Here is a 19,570-nt window from a genome sequence, read left to right on the forward strand (position 1 = left end):
TTTGATGGAAGTAGTCGAGGCGCGCAGTAGTACCAGCGGACCAATCCCGAATCTCCTGAGATAATGGCCAGAGCCCTACACACCAGGGCGGGGGACCCAAAGAATTCCAGGAGTACGGCTTGTCCACACATGCACCCGAACTAGAGCTCAACGTCGCGCCTGGATCGGTGGTGCACATTCGGGATGAAGAATGGCTGGTCACCAGCGCCGAGAAGTCCGAAGACGGCACATTGGTAAGAGTCCAGGGCCTCAGTGAACTCGTCAGAGACACAACTGCGGCCTTCTATTCCGTCCTAGACAAGATCGAGGTAGTCGATCCCCGCAACTCAACAGTCGTCGCCGATGACACCCCCAATTACCGCAAGTCGCGCCTCTGGCTGGAGTCGACGCTCAGGAAAACCCCCACTCCGCTGAACGATCCCAAGCTCGGCGTCTCCACGCGCATGCTGGCTGACACGCTGAACTACCAACGCGTCGCCGTGGCCAAAGCGCTGGACAGCCGCAATGTCCGCCCGCGCATTCTCATCGCAGACGCCGTTGGCCTGGGCAAGACTCTGGAAATCGGCATGATCCTGAGCGAACTGGTCAAGCGCGGCCGTGGCGAGCGCATCCTGATCGTCACACCGCGCCACGTCCTCGAACAGATGCAGCACGAACTCTGGTGCCGCTTTGCCCTGCCGTTCGTCCGTCTCGACTCTGCTGGCATCCAGAAGGTCCGCCAGGTCCTTCCCGGCACGCGTAACCCCTTCACGTATTTCAAGCGCGCCATCATCTCTATCGACACCCTCAAGAGCGCCCGCTACCGCGCCCACCTGGAGAAGCTTCGCTGGGACGCCGTCGTCATCGACGAATCTCACAACCTGACCAACTCAGGCACGCAGAATAATGAACTGGCCCGCGTTCTGGCCCCGAACACAGAAGCCCTCATCCTGGCTTCAGCCACCCCGCACAACGGCAAGAATGACTCCTTCGCCGAACTCATCCGCCTCCTGGATCCCACGGCTGTACGCCCTGACGGCACGTTTGAGCAGAAGGACATTGAGCACTTGATCATCCGCCGGCACAGGCACAGCCCCGAAGTTGCCGCCGAGGTTGGCTCTGACTGGGCCGAACGCTTGGAACCCGACAACCGCCTCGTCGCGGCCTCCCCGGAGGAAAACGCCGTTGCCGAGGAACTCTCAGAAGTCTGGCTCTACCCACGCAACGGCAGCAGCCCGTATTCCGGTCAGAACGGCGGCTTGTTCCCATGGACGTTGGCAAAGGCATTCCTGTCCAGCCCTGCCGCTCTGATTGAGACAGTGCAGGCACGGATTGAGAAGGTCGACGGTGGCGCCCTAGCTGGGGAGGCACGTGAAGCTGAGGCTCTCCGTCGCCTACTGAAATACGCCGAAGAAGCACTGAACGGCGACTCCGCAAAGTACCGGGAGCTGGTTAGTTACCTCAAGGACATTGGCGTAGCCAAGAACTCCGCGATGCGAGCTGTCATCTTCGCGGAGCGCGTTCCCACACTTAACTGGCTGCAAAGTAAACTCCCCAAGGACCTCGGCCTGAAGCCGGAAAACGTCGCCATCCTCCACGGTGGTCTAAGTGATATTGAACAGCTGGACATCATTGACAGCTTCAAGCGGGAATCCTCACCCATCCGTGTCCTAGTCACTGGCGACGTCGCTTCTGAAGGCGTTAATTTGCACGCCCAGTGCCACCACCTGATCCACTTTGACATTCCGTGGAGCCTGATCCGCGTTGAGCAGCGCAACGGCCGTATTGACCGCTATGGCCAAAAGTTCCCTCCGCAGATAGCCACGCTGTTGCTGGAACCGGACAACAGCAAGTTCCGTGGCGATCTTAAGGTCCTCACCCGTCTGCTGGAACGCGAGAATGAAGCCCACACCGTCCTTCAAGACGTCGCTTCGCTCATGGGCGCCCACAGCGTGGCAAAAGAGGAAGAAGCGATTCGGGAAGTTCTCCTAAAAAAGAAGGACATTGACGACGTCCTGCGCTCCCCCGACGAAGTCACCGAACAGGATGACTTTGACGCCTTCTTTGAGAGCCTGGGCAGCACGGAGCCCGTTCCGGAATCGGCACCGGTGGAATCAGAAGTCGGCCTGTATGCCACGGATCTGGATTATCTGGATGAGGCCCTCCGCGAAGCCTTCACCACGCCGGAAGCCCCCACCAAGAACAACGGCATCGGCTGGACCATCCACAAGCAGCACGCCATCGCCGAGCTGGAACCGCCACGCGACCTCCAGCAGCGCCTCGCATATCTGCCGCAGGCCTACATTGCGGACCGTGCCGTCACCAAGAAGCTCAAACTCGCCACATCGCTGGCAGCCGGCAAGCGCGAACTCGAAATAGCTCGCTCCAGCCAGCCGGGCAAGGGCGAAAAAGCCACAACATGGCCTGAGGCCCATTTCCTTGGCCCCCTCCACCCGGTCCTCGACTGGGCCAGCGACCGCGCACTCGCATCCCTCTCCCGCAGCGAGGTCCTGGCCGTCCGTGGCAACGTCAGCAACCCTGTTGTCCTGCTCATGGGAACGCTGATGAACCAGCGCGGCCAGGTAGTCTCCAAGGCGTTCTTCACCGTGGACTTCCCCGACGCCACCAACCCCAATTTCGCCCTCACCACACCACTCGAAAGCATCCGGGACTACCTGCGGGAAGTCGACATCACAGACAAGGCCATCAACCCGGGACCCGTTGCTGGCATCGGGCAGCTCCAAGAACTCATCCCTGCCGCCGTAAACTCCACGGAATCCACACTGCATTCCATCTTTGACGCGAGCCAAGCCTCAGCTCAGCAACGCCTCGATGGCTGGATGAGCCGCGCCGACCAGTGGCAGGAGGACTCCCTCCAAGCAACCCTCCCCGGACTCAAGAAAGCCTTGACCAAGCAGCGTGCACGCATCCAAGATGAGCAACGCATCGCGGCATCCCTCGCCCCGTCACAGCGCCTTGTCCGCCCCCTGCTCGTCATCGTGCCCACCAACACCCCTGTTGAAGGAACCAACTAACCATGCCTTCTTTTGATTCCATCGTTGTCGGCGAAGACTGGATCAGCGAGCATTACTTCACCACGGATTCCACCAAGGAGTCCTTCCAGTCCGAGGTGTTGAAGCTGCGTAAACAGTGGGACGAGATCACCAAATCTGGGCTCGATTCCACGCTCAAGAAATTCCTGCAAGCCCGCGGCAGTCTCCAAGTTGACCTCGCAGGTCTGCTCGAGCAGCCGGACAACTCATCTGCCATCTACCAACATGTCCGTGAAGCCCTCGGCTATCAAGGTACGACGGCGGCACTCGCCACCGAGCGCGCCGGCACCGAGCTCGTGGTCCCCAACGTTTGGGCTTCTGCCAACGGCGGGCTTTTGTTCGTAGAGGCCTCTCCGGTCGATTCGGTGGAAGACCTGTTGGACTCTGCCAAGGCCTCAATGTTTGGTTCGGCTTTGGTTGACGGCAAAGAAACTGACTACGCCGCGCCGAAGCTCGTATCGGAGCTGTACCAGACGGACGCTCCGCCGGAATTCATCGTGGTCATGGGTGGCCGTTTTCTCATTCTGACCGAGCGCGTGCGGTGGGCCGAGGGCCGTTACCTCGCTGCCGACCTTCTCCTTGCGTGCGAGCGCAATGATGCCAAGCGTGGTGGAGAACTCGACCGTATCCTCGCTATTTTCGGGCGTGAATCGTTGCTCCCCGACGCTAGCGAATCCATCTGGTGGAATCAGGTGCTGGAGAGTTCGGTCAAGCACACCGTGGGTGTTTCAAAGGACCTGCGTGAGGGGATCCGTTCGTCCATTGAAATCATCGCGAACGATGTCCTGCATCGGCGTGCGGACAAGGGCCTTCCCTTGGACGAAATCGACGGTCAAGTTCTTGCGCGCCAGTCTCTTCGCTATCTATACCGAATTCTGTTCCTGCTTTATGCCGAGGCCTCACCGGAAATGGGTGTCCTACCCACGGGAGCTGGAGAGTATGCAGAGGGCTATGGCCTGGACCGGCTCCGAGAATTGGCTCTGACTCCACCTGAATCGCTTCGGGCCCAATCCGGAACACATATTTACCAATCCCTCAATACGCTGTTCCGTTTAGTCGACCAAGGCCACCACCCCTCGCCGGTGGTCGAGCCTGTCAAGACCCAGACCGCTTCCACAGCCCCCGGTCTCCACTTCAACAGCCTCACGGCAGATCTCTTTGATCCGCAGCGCATGCTGGACATCGACCATGTAAGCCTGGGCAACGCAGCCCTGCAGAAAGTTCTTGAGCGTCTGCTGTTAAGCAAAGAGTCCAAGGGCAAGGACCGCGGTTTCATTTCTTACGCTGAACTGGGCGTGAACCAGCTGGGTGCCGTATATGAAGGCCTCATGTCTTACACCGGCTTCATCGCCGAGACTGATCTTTACGAGGTTGCAAAAGACGGCGACTCCGCGAAGGGTTCGTGGGTTGTCCCCGTTGAACGGGCGGAAGGCATTGACCGTAAAGACTTCGTCATGATTAAGGATGAGCTTACCGGTGAGGAAGTCCCAGTACTCCACGGAAAGGGTTCATTCGTCTACCGACTGGCCGGCCGCGAACGCCAGCAGTCCGCGTCGTACTACACCCCTGAAGTTCTTACGAAGTTTGTTGTTTCCCAAGCTCTCGAGGAACTCCTCGACCAGAACGGCGAGAAAACGCCGGCTGATGACATCCTCAAGTTGACCGTGTGCGAGCCTGCACTTGGTTCCGGTGCATTCGCCATCGAAGCCGTCAGACAGTTGGCCGCTGAATACCTCAAGCGCAAACAGGATGAACTGGACACTCTTATCCCGGCCGAGGACTACCCCGTTGAGTTGCAAAAAGTAAAGGCCCACATTGCACTCCACCAGGTATACGGCGTGGACTTGAACTCCACCGCTGTGGAGCTGGCGGAAGTCTCGCTGTGGCTGGACACCATGGTCTCCGGCTTGAAGGCTCCTTGGTTTGGTCTCCATCTGCGCCGTGGCAACTCGCTCATTGGTGCACGGCGTGCCACCTACTCTCGCGCTGCAGTCTCGGACAAGAGCTGGCTGACCACGCCGCCCGCCGATGCACCGCTTCAGGGACTGGCAGACGCCATGGCACAGGAGGGCGAAGACCACACCACCGTCGGCCGCATCCATCACTTCCTGTTGCCGGCTGCTGGTTGGGGCGCCGCTGCCGAAGCCAAGGAAGTAAAGGACCTTGCTGGAGAAGCTCAAAAAGAGCTAAAAGCTTGGCGTAACAAGATCAAATCGAAGCCGTCAAAGTCCCAAGTGGACAGGCTGATCAGCCTTGGCCACCGTGTAGAGACACTGTGGCAGTTCGTTCTTCGCCGTCTCGACGTCGCTGAATCCGAGGTTCAAAGAAGCATCAACTACTTCGGCAAAATGTCGTCAGGCGGAAGTGTCGATACCCTCATCGTGACTCGCGCGGAGATCGAGGAAAAACTCGCCGACCCGAATGGTGCTTACCAACGACTACGTCTCGTCATGGATGCTTGGAACGCACTATGGTTCTGGCCTCTGACCGAAAAATCCACCAATGGAGCCACTCCCCCGACCATTGACGAGTGGTTGGCCGGGCTCGAAGGGATCCTTGGCACGCCAACACCCGAATCGAACAGCCGTAAGTATGGCTTCAATGCCCAACAGGGCAATCTGTTCAAGACGTCAACTTGGGGCGAGCTCAATACGGCTGAAGAGAACGAACTCATTCTTGCTGGAGCGATCAAGGTGGACAAGGTAATCGACTCGGCCCCGTGGCTACGAGTGTGTCAGGGTGTAGCCAGTGATCAGGGATTCTTCCACTGGGAGCTCGACTTCGCGTCTGTCTTTGGTCGCGGCGGATTCGACTTGCAAGTCGGAAACCCGCCGTGGGTTCGTCCACGTTCAGACGAAGCCTCGCTGCTAGCCGAAGCTGACCCTTGGTGGCAGCTAGTTGCAAAGCCCCCGCAATCGGAGATCAAGTCCAAGCGCGCCGAGGCTCTTGCACAGGCAGGGATGCACGACTTCTTCATTGACAATGCGATTCCCACAACCGTGCTTAGTCATTATTTGGGAGCAGAGACAGAAAACCCCGTACTTGCTGGCCTGCAGCCCGATCTATATCGGGCATTCATGGTGCGGACGTGGCGGTCTACGAGCCCGTTCGGCGTCATTGGGCTTCTTCATCCCGAGTCGCATTTCACGGAGAAGAAAGCTGCCGTTCTGCGCGCTGAAACCTATCGTCGACTTCGGCGGCACTGGCAGTTCATTAATGAGCTATCTCTTTTCGAGATCCACCACTTGGTCAGTTACGGCGTTCACATTTACGGAGCGCGCAGTGCATCGCCATCATTTGTCATGGCGGCTTCCCTGTACCATCCTGACACTGTAGCTCGTTCGCTTGTGCACAACGGTTCAGGCGATGTGCCGGGCCTCAAGGATCCGGAAGGCAATTGGGATCAACGCCCGCACAAGGAACGGATCATTCACGTTAATCCGACTGTTCTAGCCGTTTGGGCTGACATTCTCGACGAGCCAGGTACACCCTCCATACAGGCCCGCATGGTCTATCCCGTCAACGTGGATAGTTCGAAGGTACTCGAAAAACTGTCGAGAGCACCACGCGTTCGGGAACTTGGCCTGCAGTACTCGAGAGGCTGGGACGAATCTATTGACCGCAAGAAGGGGTACTTCGAAGTTGGCTCCAAGGTCAACGATTCCTGGGATGACGTCATCCTTCAGGGCCCACACTTCACCGTGGCCACGCCGTTCGCCAAGGAACCCAACCCCACGATGAAGAACAACCTCGACTGGTCCGAGCTGGACCTCGAGGCTCTCCCGGCAGACTTCATCCCCCGCACCAGTTACCAGCCTGCAGGGGATCGCTCAGACTACGACTCCAGCTACACCCATTGGTTGTTTGATGACCAGCTCATACCCGCCAAGGCTGTCCACAGGCTCGGGTGGCGCCTGATGGCGGCGACGACTGGGGTAAGGACTTTTTATCCGACCGTCATTCTTCCCGGAACGACACATGTCAATGGAGTAATTTCCGGCTTTGGGCCAAGCATCAGCCAGGGGCGCCTCATCTTGGAACTCGCTGGATTCCTTTCAGCCTTACCTATTGATTTCTTGGCAAAGGCTGGATCGCTCGGTCACTTTTACGGATCAGTCGTAAACACGCTTCCCGCACGTCTCCAGCATGGTCTTAGTGGGGAGATTCAGATTCGAGCTGCAGCACTTATCTGCCTGACAGCCGACTATTCTTCCCTTTGGTGCGATGTACAGGCGACGCAGTGGACAACAGATAGTCCCCTGCGTATTGCGGCAGCACGGCGACTGGCACAAGTTGAGTTGGATGCCATTGTGTCGATAGTCCTCGGAATTGACGCAGACGAACTATGCACCATTTACCGAACACAGTTTCCCGTTCTTCATGGCTATGAACGGGCAAATCTATATGACACCAACGGCCGCAAAGTGCCCGGAGAGATGAACAAGTTGTATCGGCAGCACGGAGAGACTCTGAGCGAAGAGCAGCGAACCTGGACGCACCCTCAAAGCGGGGTCACGTATGTATTTGAGTTCCCCTTCGTTGGCTACGACCGCGAGGCTGATATGCGCACCGCACATGCCCACTTCACGAAGCTGATGGAGGAGATGGACTAATGGCCGAGCTGCTTCCAACCTTCCAAGCCGCTGATCTACACAAGGGCCTCTCGGACTACCTAGGCACAACCTTCGCGCTGACCGACAATGCGGCACGGGAAGCGATCAACAGCTTCCTCGCCGATCCTGAGAACGGTTTATTCAAGGGACCGTATGTGCGGCTCCGTTTACCGTTCAAACAGGCCAAAGAAGGCTGGCGGGAATCCCTGGACTGGTACCAAGGTTTTGAACCGTACGGCCACCAGTCAGAGGCGTTCAAGCGGTTGAGCTCGAAACCACGGCACGGCTTGGTCTCCACAGGCCTGACAGATCAGGAGAGCTCGACCGGCGGAGTGGTTCGGCCTCTGCCGACCATGGTGACGACGGGCACCGGTTCCGGTAAGACGGAGTCGTTCCTGATCCCCATCATCGACCACGTCCTGCGTGCCAAGCGCAACGGTGTGACGGGTATGAAGGCCCTAATTCTCTATCCCATGAACGCGCTGGCAAATGACCAGGCCAAGCGCTTGGCCGAGATGCTCACCTCGCACCCGCAACTGAACGGCATCACAGCCGGCATCTACACGGGCCAAAAGGACGCACCGCGCACCATGGTGACGGCAGCAGGCTTGGTCAACGACCGCGATGTCTTCCGCGCCGACGCTCCAGACATCTTGCTGACCAACTACAAGATGCTGGACATGCTCCTCCTCCGAAATGAGGATGCCCCGATCTGGAAACAGTCGGCCGTTTCGCTGCAGTATGTGGTGCTGGATGAGTTCCACACCTACGACGGCGCACAGGGCACCGATGTTGCCATGCTGCTCCGTAGACTCGGCATGACGCTGAAATCCTATTGGCCCGAAGACTTGGCCGATTCGCCCCACGGGCTGACTGAGGCCGACCGCCGTCGTCCGCTGGGCAGGGCAACGCCCGTCGCGACGTCCGCTACCTTGGGCGGCAAGGGCGACCCCGCCGCCATGCTGCGTTTTGCCGAAACCGTATTTGGGGAACCGTTTGGCTCCGATGCCGTCATCACCGAGGCCAGGCTCAACGCGCAAGATTGGGCGGGTTTGGCGAAAGTCCCGGGCACGGGTCTGTCAATAGCGGACGTTGCCAGCAAAGCCGCCGAAATCAATGATGCCATCAAGGACGCCCAAGATGCTGGCGGCGGTGCGCACAATGATGCCGTGGTATCGGTACTGTCCGAGAAAGTCTTCCAGACGAAACCGCAGGATCTGCTGGATGCCGTGCGCAGTCACCCCCTGACTGCTGCGCTACTGGAACATGCAACGGACGCTGTCGCACTGCGGGATCTGGCGCACAAGGTCTTTGCGGATGCGGCGCCGGTGACCGACCTAGAGAAATGGGAAGCGCTGACCGATTTCCTCAGCCACTTCATCTCACTTCTGAGCCATGTTCGGGCCATCCATGGCCGGGCTGCACTGAGTGTTGAGGTGCACATGTGGATTCGTGAGCTGTCCAGGATCGACCGGCTGGTTCACGGCGACAGTAAGTTCCGCTGGAGCGACGACGGCTTCCAGCAAGACGACGAGCTGTACCAGCCAGCGCTGTATTGCCGCCACTGCGGCCGGTCAGGCTGGGGCGTAATGCTTGGTCCCACGGGCAGCGATCTGGACCTAGACGACTCCAAGATCCGGCTCAACAAAATGACGGGCAACGGGCGCTTCAGGGCCCTGATGTACGCGCCCAACGAAGCGGACAAGGTGGAGCTCCACCACGCCGACACCCCCGATGTGGAGGGCCTGCGCTGGTTTGATGCAAAGAACCGCCAGATCCTCTCGGATGCACCGGACATGCAGGGCATCGACCTGCTGGAAGGGCGGATCTTGCCCATCCTCATGCTGACAGGCCTCGAGGCTGACGACCAGTCCAAGGCCGACACCTGCCCGGCATGCCAAAACGTGGACGGCATCTCATTCCTGGGCAGCGCCGTAGCCACCATGCTGTCCGTAACCACCTCCAACCTCTTTGGTGCACAGGGCCTGGACGCCAATGAAAAGAAAGCACTGGTCTTCACCGACAGTGTGCAAGACGCGGCACACCGTGCCGGTTTTGTGCAGTCGCGGTCCCACATCTTGACGCTGCGCGCTGCCCTGCGAACAGCGCTCGACGGCGAAACCACCTTGGAGGAGCTCGTCAGCACCGCGGTGGCCAACGCCAAGACGCCCGTGGAGCGGTACCAGCTCATCGCACCCGACTACGTGGATCGGGAACAGTTCCGCGCCTTCTGGAAGACGGGCTCCGCTCCCTCTGACATCAGGAAGGCAAGGACCCGGGCCATCGCGCGGCTTCTGTTTGATGCCTCGCTGGAGTTTGGCCTGCAAAGCAGGGTGGGCCGAACGCTAGAAATGACCGGCACTGTTGTGGCCGAGGTCGAGGCAGGTTCGGCTCCGGTATTGGTGGGACTCGCTACCAGCGCCATGGAATCAGTCACACAGCAGACCACCTTTGACGGCGCTCCCCCAAATGACCAGGACCTACTGCGCTGGACCCGCGGCGTGTTGGAACGCATGCGCATCCGCGGCGGCATTGCACACAGCTGGCTGAACTCCTACATCAAAAAGGACGGGAACCGCTGGCAGATCTGGGGTGGCCGGCTCAAGACTGAGGGCATGCCAGCATTCCCCAGTGGCCGGCCTGCGCCGTCTTTCCCCCGCATCGGCCCCACCACCAAAACGTCAGAGAACCTCGATGCCGTCACCTCGACGTCGTCCTGGTATGCCCGCTGGGCCGCCCAGTGCCTGGGAGTATCCAACGCCGACGGCGCCTTCTTGGCCAAGGCCATTCTGCGCGAGTTTGAAAAGGCCGGCGTGCTCTCTTCAGTGGCCACCGAGAGCGGCGCAGAAGTGTTCACCATCCCACCCTCACGGGTGGTGTTGAAGGCCCCCTCTGTGCAATCGCTAGCGGAGGAAAGGAACTTCCTGCAGTGCGACACTTGCAAGGCTCTCACCCCCGGCACCACCACCGTGGTTGACCAGCTGGACGGCGCCCCGTGCATGTTCACCCGCTGTCCGGGCAACTTGCAACGCGCCTCGGTGGATCGCGACTACTACCGAAACCTCTACAGCTCCACGGACATGAAGCGCGTGGTGGCACGTGAGCACACCTCGCTGCTTGATGAAAAAACACGGTTGCGCTACGAAACCGAGTTCAAATCCAGCAGCACGGATCCGCAGGCACCCAACGTCTTGGTGGCGACGCCTACACTCGAAATGGGTATCGATATTGGCGATCTCTCCTGTGTCATGCTTGCCTCCCTGCCAACCTCAGTGGCCTCATACCTGCAGCGGGTGGGCCGCGCCGGACGCCTGACGGGCAACTCCCTGGTGCTGGCCTACGTCCGCGGACGTGGCGAGCACCTGCCCAAGCTGCATGACCCGCTCTCCGTCATCAACGGTGAGGTGCGGCCGCCCGCAACGTACCTGGATGCCGAGGAAATCCTGCAGCGCCAGTACACCGCACACGTGGTGGACCGCTTTGCCCGTGACGACGGACGGCCGCATCCGCGCAAGGCCACAGCCGCGCTGGGTAGTGCAGACCCCGGGTCCTTCCTCGGGGACTTGATCAAGGATTCGGCAACCAACGCTGGCGAGTATCTGGCCGAGTTCCTTGGACAGTACGGCTCGTTGCTGAACGCCACGAGCGTGGCAGCCCTCCAAAGGTGGGCCACACCGCCGTCGTCCGGGCAGGCAAGTGACATGGCAAAGCACCTCATCCGGGCAGCCCAGCTCTGGTCAAAAGACGTTGAAGAACTTGACCTGCGACGCAAAGAGATTGACGCGCAGCTGCCCGAGCTTGAAGCCCGGGCAGAGTCCACTGCTGCCACGGCCGACGACATGCAGGCGCCCAAGACGGCCCACGCCACGTTGAAGATGCTGGCGCACCAGTTGCGTGAGCTCCGGGGTGACTACTGGATCAAGGTCTTGGAAGAATACGGGGTGCTGCCCAACTACACGCTGCTGGATGACTCAGTGATCCTTGACGTCGGCGTGAGCTGGCGCGACATGGACACCAACGCGTTCATCACCGAGAGCGTGGGATACCAGCGAGGGGCGTCAATCGCGCTGACCGAGCTGGCACCGGGTGCCACGTTCTACGCGCAGGGGCTGCAGGTGAAGATCGACGCCGTCGATCTTGGGCCGCAGCAGAGCCACGTCCAGAAGTGGCAGATGTGTCCGCAGTGCGGATGGGCCAACACCACGGTAAATACGCATGGGACAGTGGCGGCGTGCGCCAGGTGCGGGACGTCTTCGATTGCCGATGTCAGCCAGATCTATGACGTGGTGACCCTGAAGAAGGTATCCGCCGAAGTGAACCGCGATGAAGCAGGCATTGGCGACCGGAACGACAACCGGGTCAAGGAGCTGTTCACGGTTGCCGTGGCTGCTGACATTGACCCGGCGCATGTGAGCGACCAATGGTATCTAGATGGCATCGACTTTGGCGCGAAATACCTGCGCCGGACTGAAATTCGCTGGCTCAACCTGGGCCGCGCCGCAGCCAACGCTGGGACGCGGACGGTTGCCGGCGAAGAGTTCAAGACGCCTTTGTTCAGGGTGTGTTCCTATTGCGGCCAGCTGGATCAAAACGCCAAGGAGAACAATCCCCACGAGCACCGATTCTGGTGCAAATACCGCAAGGTCTCCGAGGAAAACGTTCGCGAGGTGGCGCTGGCCCGGACATTGTCTACTCAGGGCGTTGCCCTGCGATTGCCTATGACTGCTGTCATCGGTGACGATTTTGCCATTCCGAGCCTGACTGCGGCCCTGTTGTTGGGGTTGCGCGAGGTGTTGGGCGGCGCCCCGGACCACATCGACATTGTGCAGATCAACGAGCCACAGCCCGGTGGCGAAGCAGCTGTCAGCCTCCTGCTGCATGACACCGTGCCCGGAGGGACCGGCTATTTGGCCGAATTCGCCGAACCCGAAAAGGTGTGGGCCTTGCTGAACGCAGCCTGGCAGGTGGTCCGCAGCTGTTCTTGCCAAAATGAGGAGCGGCTGGCTTGCCATAACTGCCTACTACCATTTGCGCCGTCGTGGATGGCGGACAAGGTGTCCCGCATGTCTGCTCAAAGGCTTCTGGCTGAGATCTTGTTCAGTGGCGAGGTCCCGGCCGAGGGTGCGCTGGAACCGGCGTACTCACTGTGGAAAACAACAACAGTGGAACCGGCTGTAGGCAACGATCCGGAATCCCATCTGGAGCAAAAGTTCCGGCGGGCACTCATGACCCGGCTGGCAAATGTAGGGGCCCAAACGTCCGTGACGCCTGGCATTCGTGGCGACACTCTGGTGTTCAGGCTGCCTGGCGGTAGGGCCCGGTGGTCGCTGACCCCACAGGAAGACATTCTTGGCACACGTCCGGACTTCACTTTGTGGTCACAGGATCCATCCATCCCCAAGCTTGCCATCTACACCGACGGGCACAAATACCATGCCTCTGCAGAGATCAACCGTCTTGCCGATGATGCTGCCAAGCGCGCTGGGTTGCGTGATGCTGGAATCATTCCTTGGGCAGTGACATGGGCTGATGTTGATGCTTTTGCTTCAGCAGATTCAGGCGCCGCTACTCGTGACGTTCCCGCGTGGTACGACAGCTCGCTCGTGCAAAAGATCCAGGCCCGGTTCAGTCTCAAGCCATCCTTGCTCGAATTACTCAACATGGATGCGATGAGCCAGCTGTGGAGCTGGATCAATTCACCTGTTGTGGATGAATGGCAGCGTTTTTCAGAAGTGGTGCCGATGATGCTGATGGACAAACCATTCAAGTCATCGCTTGAGTCTGTGGGCGAGCGGGCCGCAGCCTATCTGCTGTCCGAATCCCAGGATGTCGTAGCAGGCACCGACAACTGTTGGCAGTATGGCCGCGGGCCGCTGGTCATGTCAGCCGGGGCCCGGTCCATGGATGCCAAGGGTTTTGTGGTGTCTTTGTTGCTGGATGATCGCCCGTCAGCGGTGTCACTTGGTGGCCATGAAAAGGCGTGGCGCGAGTGGTTGCGACTGTCCAACCTGATGGCGTTCAAGCGGACGGGACTGACCATCGGTACGGTTGACCTCATGGCTGCTTCTGATTCCCCCGTCGGAGAGTTCACTCTCACGCATCCAGAGGAGACTTTCTCCGCTGAGTGGCAGGAGCTTTTAGACATGGCGACCGAGGACGAATTGCCACTACTGACTGCCTTGGCCGGCATCGGCGGCTTGCCTGTTCCTGAGCTTGGGCTGGAGCTTCCCGACGGCAACATGGTGTCCATCGGATGGGAAGACCGCAAAATTGGTGTCCTCTTGGAGGACGAAGATCCATCAGCACACGTCGCGGCAGGATGGATCATCGCTTTGCCGGATGCTTCGCACATTGCTGAACTTTTCAAAAACTCTGAGCGCGAGGAGATCCGCTAATGGCCGCCGTGACTATGACCAAGAGCAAGGACAAGCTGGACTCATCTATGAAGATGAAGGTATTTGATTTCTTGCAGAAACTGCAGGAAAACGACGCCTCACCCGGCCTGCACATTGAGCCCATGCAGAAGCCGGCTGACAAGCGCGTCCGTACAGGCCGGGTCGATCTGAATTTCCGTGCTGTCCTGTTCCGCCTCGATGTCGGGTCTGAACCCCACTACATATACATAGGCACGTGGCCGCATGACAAGGCCATCTCCATTGCGCGGACCACCGTTCTAAACGTCAACCCCATTAGCGGCGTGGCAGAGCTAATCCAGGCAACAGCACCGGATCTCGACGACGTTCAGAATGCACACGACGTCGCACCCCCAACCCCTTCAGCAGTGCCAGCGGCTTCGGAACCCGACTGGATCAACGGTTTGGTCAGCGCTGGATATACGGCCGACTACTTGGCAAACGACCCCGGCATCGACACCCGAGTAGCCCAGGCAGCACTGGACGCTGGCACCTTGGGCGAGTTTGCCGCCGTCGTGGATCAGGCTCCGGACTGGCAGGGAATTGCGCTCCTTGACCTGGAAGCTGGCAAGTCACTGGTGGAGGTCAAGGAGGAGCTTGGCCTTGGCACTTACCTTGACGATGCCAGCAAGTCCGAAGATGAAAAGGTCTTGGCCGCACTGGAGCACCCCGCTTCCAAGATCCAATTTGCATACATCGGCGAGAATCCCCGGGAGTTGCAAGATGCTATCGAGTCCAACGACTTCGAGGCGTGGCGCACCTTCCTGCACCCGGAGCAGCGAGCATACGCGGAGAAGTCACGCAACGGATCCTTCCGGTTGTCAGGCGGGGCAGGTACGGGCAAGACAGTGGTTGCCGTCCACCGGGCGAAGAACCTTGCGGCGGCCGCGCCTTCAGCGCGCATTCTCCTGACAACGTTTACAACCACGCTGGCGAAATCCTTGGAGTCGAGTGTGACGCGGCTCGACGCTACGCTGCCGATTGCCAAGCACCTCGGCGAGAGTGGGATTCACATCGCCGGCATCGATGCGACCGCGCTATCCGTACTGAACGGGGCTTCCGCGGCAGAGCGCGAGGGGGCATTGCAACGTGTCTTTGGGTTCCTCGAATTGGTCGGTACCAAGAGATCCACCAACGATGATTGGAAATCGGCAGCGGAGTCCGTGGACCACGGCTTGGATGCATCGTTGTCCAACCCGACGTTCCTGTCGGAGGAGTATGTGGCCGTTGTTCTGGCCAATTCTGTGACAACGCGTGATCAGTATTTAAAGGTCTCCCGGTTGGGTCGCGGTACAGCTTTGACGCGCCCCAAGCGGATTGCTGTCTGGAAGATCTTTGAGTCGTATCGCAGGTCCAACCGCATGGACGACAAGCTGAGCTTCGCCGAGATTGCAGCACTGGCCGCCGCTGTGCTGGACATTCGTGCTTTTGGCGGCGGTGCGCGGCCAGCGGACCACGTCATTGTTGATGAGGCCCAGGACTTCCACGCAGCCCATTGGTTGCTGTTGCGTGCGCTGGTTGCCGAGGGTCCCAATGATTTGTTCATTGCCGAGGACTCTCATCAGAGGATCTACGGTCAGAAGGTTCCGCTGTCCAGATTCGGGATCAAGATCGTTGGGCGGTCCAAGAGACTAACTTTGAACTACCGAACGACTGCTGAGAACTTGGCATTTGCAGTTGGTTTGTTGTCAGGTGCATCCTTCACCGATCTGGAAGATACCTCTGAGGAATCCGGGAAGTATCGATCAGCTCGCAGCGGACCGGTTCCTGTACGCCAAGGCGTTTCTTCCTTCGCAACCGAACTCGATGCCGCAGCCGAAGCAATCCAACTGTGGGGCACGGACTCTGCGATTGGCGTCTTGGTGCGTGCGAAGTACCAGGTCAACCAAGTCATTGCAGGGCTGGAAGAACGGGGTGTCCACGCCCGCTCTTCCGTTGCAGTTTCCTCTGGGGCCCCTGCTGTACTGACGATGCACGCTGCCAAGGGTTTGGAATTCTCAAAGGTCATCCTGATGGGTGTCAGCGATGCTTCACTCCCCCAAAAGGCGGCGTTGCAAAACCTTGCTGAGTCCGAGCTTGACGAAGCTCTGCTGCGAGAACGGTCGCTGCTGTACGTTGCAGCGACCCGTGCACGTGACGAGCTCCTAGTGACATGGAGCGGGGAGCCCTCAGTGCTGCTTGGTGTTAGTAATTAAATCGATAAACCCAAAACGATCTGCGTGCCTACACATATAGCACAAAAAGGTCCTGAGAATAGGGCACAAAGCCAACGCCGATTAAACACGGCACCCAGACCGTATCCTCGTAAGCCCCCGGAGTCCCTCAATGATGAAATCAACAGCAAATAAATACACTCTAGAACAGTTAGCATTGGCCTATCGCAAAGCCAAGGTTGACCTTCATTATTCAAATGATTCACGCTCATTTGATCTTCTACATTACGAAACAGAACTCGATAAAAATCTAACTTCTCTCCTAAAAAGACTAAACAGTAATGACACTTCATGGGTTGACGAGCCTAAATATCTAGGAATGTATGGCATTATCCCAAAAACCTTGAGAGAAACTCCTACAAACACTAACTCCAATAATACGATGCACGTCTCGCCGGACGAAGCATGGGAAAGTCAAAAAAACTCTCAAAAGAATAATTTGAAGGCTGAATTTCGATTAATTTCTCGGTGCAGCATAGACATGCATGTAATAAGCGCCCTTTGGATCGGAGGTGTTGGTTCGATACTGGACGCAGAGCTGCCCGAAGAAAACGTAAAAGGACACCGGCTCAGAAGAAAGCATAACAACGAATATAACTGGTACTCCAGTGGCAGCTATCAACCATATCTGATTCCATATCGCAACTGGCAGAATGATGGTTTCAACGCAATGATAAAGTCACTTGAAGCTGATGAGCGAATCATCACCGTAACCGCCGATGCGACCGATTTCTTCCCCTCGATATCTCCAGAATTTTTAGAAAATGACGATTTCTTCGATACGATCGATATAAACAAGGATGAAATAGATCAAAAATTACACGCCATATTTGTCAAATCACTGACGTCTTGGCGAAGGCACATGGGTAGTCTGCTCGGACAAGAGGTCAGCGGGCTTCCCTTAGGCCTGCCGGCTAGCGCCCTTGTCGCCAACCTCGCTATGACTGGCTTCGACCGCGCGATTAGAGAAACAATACGACCATATTATTATGGGCGGTATGTTGACGATATCATCATAGTAATGCCGAGCGTTCAAGATTTCAAAACAGGAAACGATGTTTGGAATTGGATGGCAGGTCTTTTCAACCATGCACCCGGTACGGTCGACAATACAGAAAACGGTAATGCCGACGCATCACCTCGTGTTGAATTAAGTAATGTTGGTGAAAAGTGGGTGTTCTGCGCAAGTTATCTCGGTTCAGATTCAATTTCGTTTGGAAATGAGAAGAATCGTGTTCTCTTTATGCATGGTGAGACTGGCCGGAGCCTTATGCAGTCACTTCAAACTACCATTGCCGAGCGGTCGAGCGAATGGCGATCACTTCCAATATTGCCTGAGGATCCGAAGGATATTGGATCGAATATCGCAAGGGCACTCCGGCGTGATGGAGTCCCAGCAGATTCCCTACGTTCCACTGAACGAGTCACCGCTAGTCGAGCAATGTTTGCGCTGACACTTAGAGATTTCGAGGCATACGCGCGAGACTTGGACCCGAATAGTTGGCAATCTCATCGACGGGCGTTTTATCAGTCTGTTCGCAACCACATACTGACTCCTCAGACAGCACTTGACATGGACGTATATATACATAGAATTCTAAAGCTGGCCATCCACTGCTCAGACTGGGATGAATTTCTTAGTCTCGTCGAGAGGCTTCTCCATGTATATAACGAAATTATCGAAAATTGTTCATTTAGCGTTAAGTCGCTTGCTGAGTCAGCTGTTCTTCCAAGTCTTGTAGAAACTTCTTGGGGAGAAAGGATGTATCTCATTGTTAAAGAATCAGTGCTGACAACAGCACCCGGAGAGATACCCGCGGCATATAAAGACCACGTCGACAAGTCGCTGGACAGCTTCTCTAAAAGGCTGTCGACAATAGATCAAAACTATTCTATTTCATCCTCCAGTTACAGGTTGTTTTTCTGGCACGATTTGGCATATACACCTTTCCGTATGGCATTATTTCCTCACGAGATAAATCCCTTTGGTTCTGGATTCGGAATTGACGTGGATTCCGAGGTTATCACTCGAATTAGCGACGAGCTTCTCCCTGCCGACTTAGTCGATGCATTAAAAACGCTATTGAAAGCAATAGAAGGCTTCTCCCAAATAGCCACAGTTCCCCCTGCTGTACTGCCGCAATGTCCTGCACTACTTTTTCCCACTCGACCGCTTAGCTCGATGGAAGTCTTCTCTCTAACCAAATTTTTGTCACCCGTCGGAAGCCTTAAAGATGACACTAACGAATGTGACACCGCCGGGGACATTTCGAATTGGATGTTCGCTACACGTGGGTACACTCTAAATAACAGAGACTTGCCAGGTATTGTAAAATCTGGTGAGGATGATCAGTTTACATTTGAGATCCCCAACACATTGGCTAATACGCCACATTTACGGTCCAGTCATGATATTCCGAAGCCTCGCATTGCAGTGACCATGCTGAAAATTGAGGAACAGTCTTGGCTTTCGTCGCTACATAATAAACCGAATCTGTCCAGAGATAGGTTGTATCGAGTAGCCCACTTGATAAACGAGATATTGGCTAAGCCGACGCGTCCGGATTACATCGTTTTCCCTGAAGTCGCCTTGCCTGCCTCCTGGTTTATTGGTATAGCGAAGAAATTGACGTCCCTTGGTATTAGTTTTATTTCTGGTGTTGAGTACATTCACGCTGATGGCGGCTTTGTTCATAATCAGATATGGGCTTCATTTGTTACGGACATTTTTGGCTTTCGGTCATCTGTCCTTTATTCACAAGACAAACAACACCCCGCCCCCAACGAGCGCATTGACCTTCAAACCCGACCTGCTCACCCACTATCATTGAGGCCACGAACCAAGTGGGATAAACCTCCGCTTATTAAGCACGGTCCTCACTGGCTTGCTTTTTTGATATGCAGCGAACTAACAAATATTGAATACCGCGCCTCATTAAGAGGTAAAGTGGACTTCTTAATAGTTCCTGAATGGAATAGAGACTTGAATACATTTAATGCCCTTATTGAGTCTGCGGCATTAGATATGCATGCGTTTGTCATACAGGTGAACAACCGCATGTACGGTGATAGCCGTGTCCGAGCCCCAATGGCGAAGGACTATCAGCGTGATATAGCCAGGGTCCGCGGTGGACTGAACGACTATTTCGTGCTGGCCGAGATAGACACGGCTGCGCTTCGAACCTTTCAGGCACAAGTTGGGCCCATTCCTGGTCAATTTAAGCCGCTACCCGACGGATTCAAACTCGATCCCCGCCGCCGAACGACTCCAAAGCTATGAGGGGCCTCAGGGCTCCAGA

General features: G+C 57.1%; 5 protein-coding genes. All 5 read left to right on the forward strand.

The genetic code is table 11. From position 1 onward, the window contains the following. The first annotated feature begins 119 nt into the window (after nucleotides 1–119). Nucleotides 120–3,014: a helicase-related protein gene (locus tag ABIB48_RS14615; protein WP_354213452.1), complete on the forward strand. Its 2,895-nt coding sequence runs from the start codon at nucleotides 120–122 to the stop codon at nucleotides 3,012–3,014. A gap of 2 nt (nucleotides 3,015–3,016) precedes the next feature. Then, entirely contained in the window at nucleotides 3,017–7,645 is a 4,629-nt protein-coding gene (locus ABIB48_RS14620; RefSeq protein ID WP_354213453.1) for a DNA methyltransferase, read from the forward strand. Continuing rightward, nucleotides 7,645–14,040 (forward strand): DEAD/DEAH box helicase, encoded by a 6,396-nt coding sequence (locus tag ABIB48_RS14625; RefSeq protein WP_354213454.1) that lies wholly within the window; start codon nucleotides 7,645–7,647, stop codon nucleotides 14,038–14,040. The genes ABIB48_RS14620 and ABIB48_RS14625 overlap by 1 nt, the downstream gene beginning before the upstream one ends. After that, a complete protein-coding gene (locus ABIB48_RS14630; protein WP_354213455.1) occupies nucleotides 14,040–16,253 on the forward strand; it encodes a UvrD-helicase domain-containing protein in 2,214 nt (737 codons plus the stop codon). The genes ABIB48_RS14625 and ABIB48_RS14630 overlap by 1 nt, the downstream gene beginning before the upstream one ends. 130 nt (nucleotides 16,254–16,383) lie before the next feature. Next, nucleotides 16,384–19,551 (forward strand): reverse transcriptase domain-containing protein, encoded by a 3,168-nt coding sequence (locus tag ABIB48_RS14635; protein ID WP_354213456.1) that lies wholly within the window; start codon nucleotides 16,384–16,386, stop codon nucleotides 19,549–19,551. The last annotated feature ends 19 nt before the right edge of the window (nucleotides 19,552–19,570 follow it).

Origin of the sequence: Arthrobacter sp. UYCu511 (assembly GCF_040547105.1) — a bacterium.
Lineage (GTDB): Bacteria > Actinomycetota > Actinomycetes > Actinomycetales > Micrococcaceae > Specibacter > Specibacter psychrochitiniphilus.

Excerpts from the sequence above, each read along its gene's own strand:
- ABIB48_RS14620 (WP_354213453.1), top strand. The coding sequence starts at position 3,017 with ATGCCTTCTTTTGATTCCATCGTTGTCGGCGAAGACTGGATCAGCGAG.
- ABIB48_RS14625 (WP_354213454.1), top strand. The coding sequence starts at position 7,645 with ATGGCCGAGCTGCTTCCAACCTTCCAAGCCGCTGATCTACACAAGGGC.
- ABIB48_RS14630 (WP_354213455.1), top strand. The coding sequence starts at position 14,040 with ATGGCCGCCGTGACTATGACCAAGAGCAAGGACAAGCTGGACTCATCT.
- ABIB48_RS14635 (WP_354213456.1), top strand. The coding sequence starts at position 16,384 with ATGATGAAATCAACAGCAAATAAATACACTCTAGAACAGTTAGCATTG.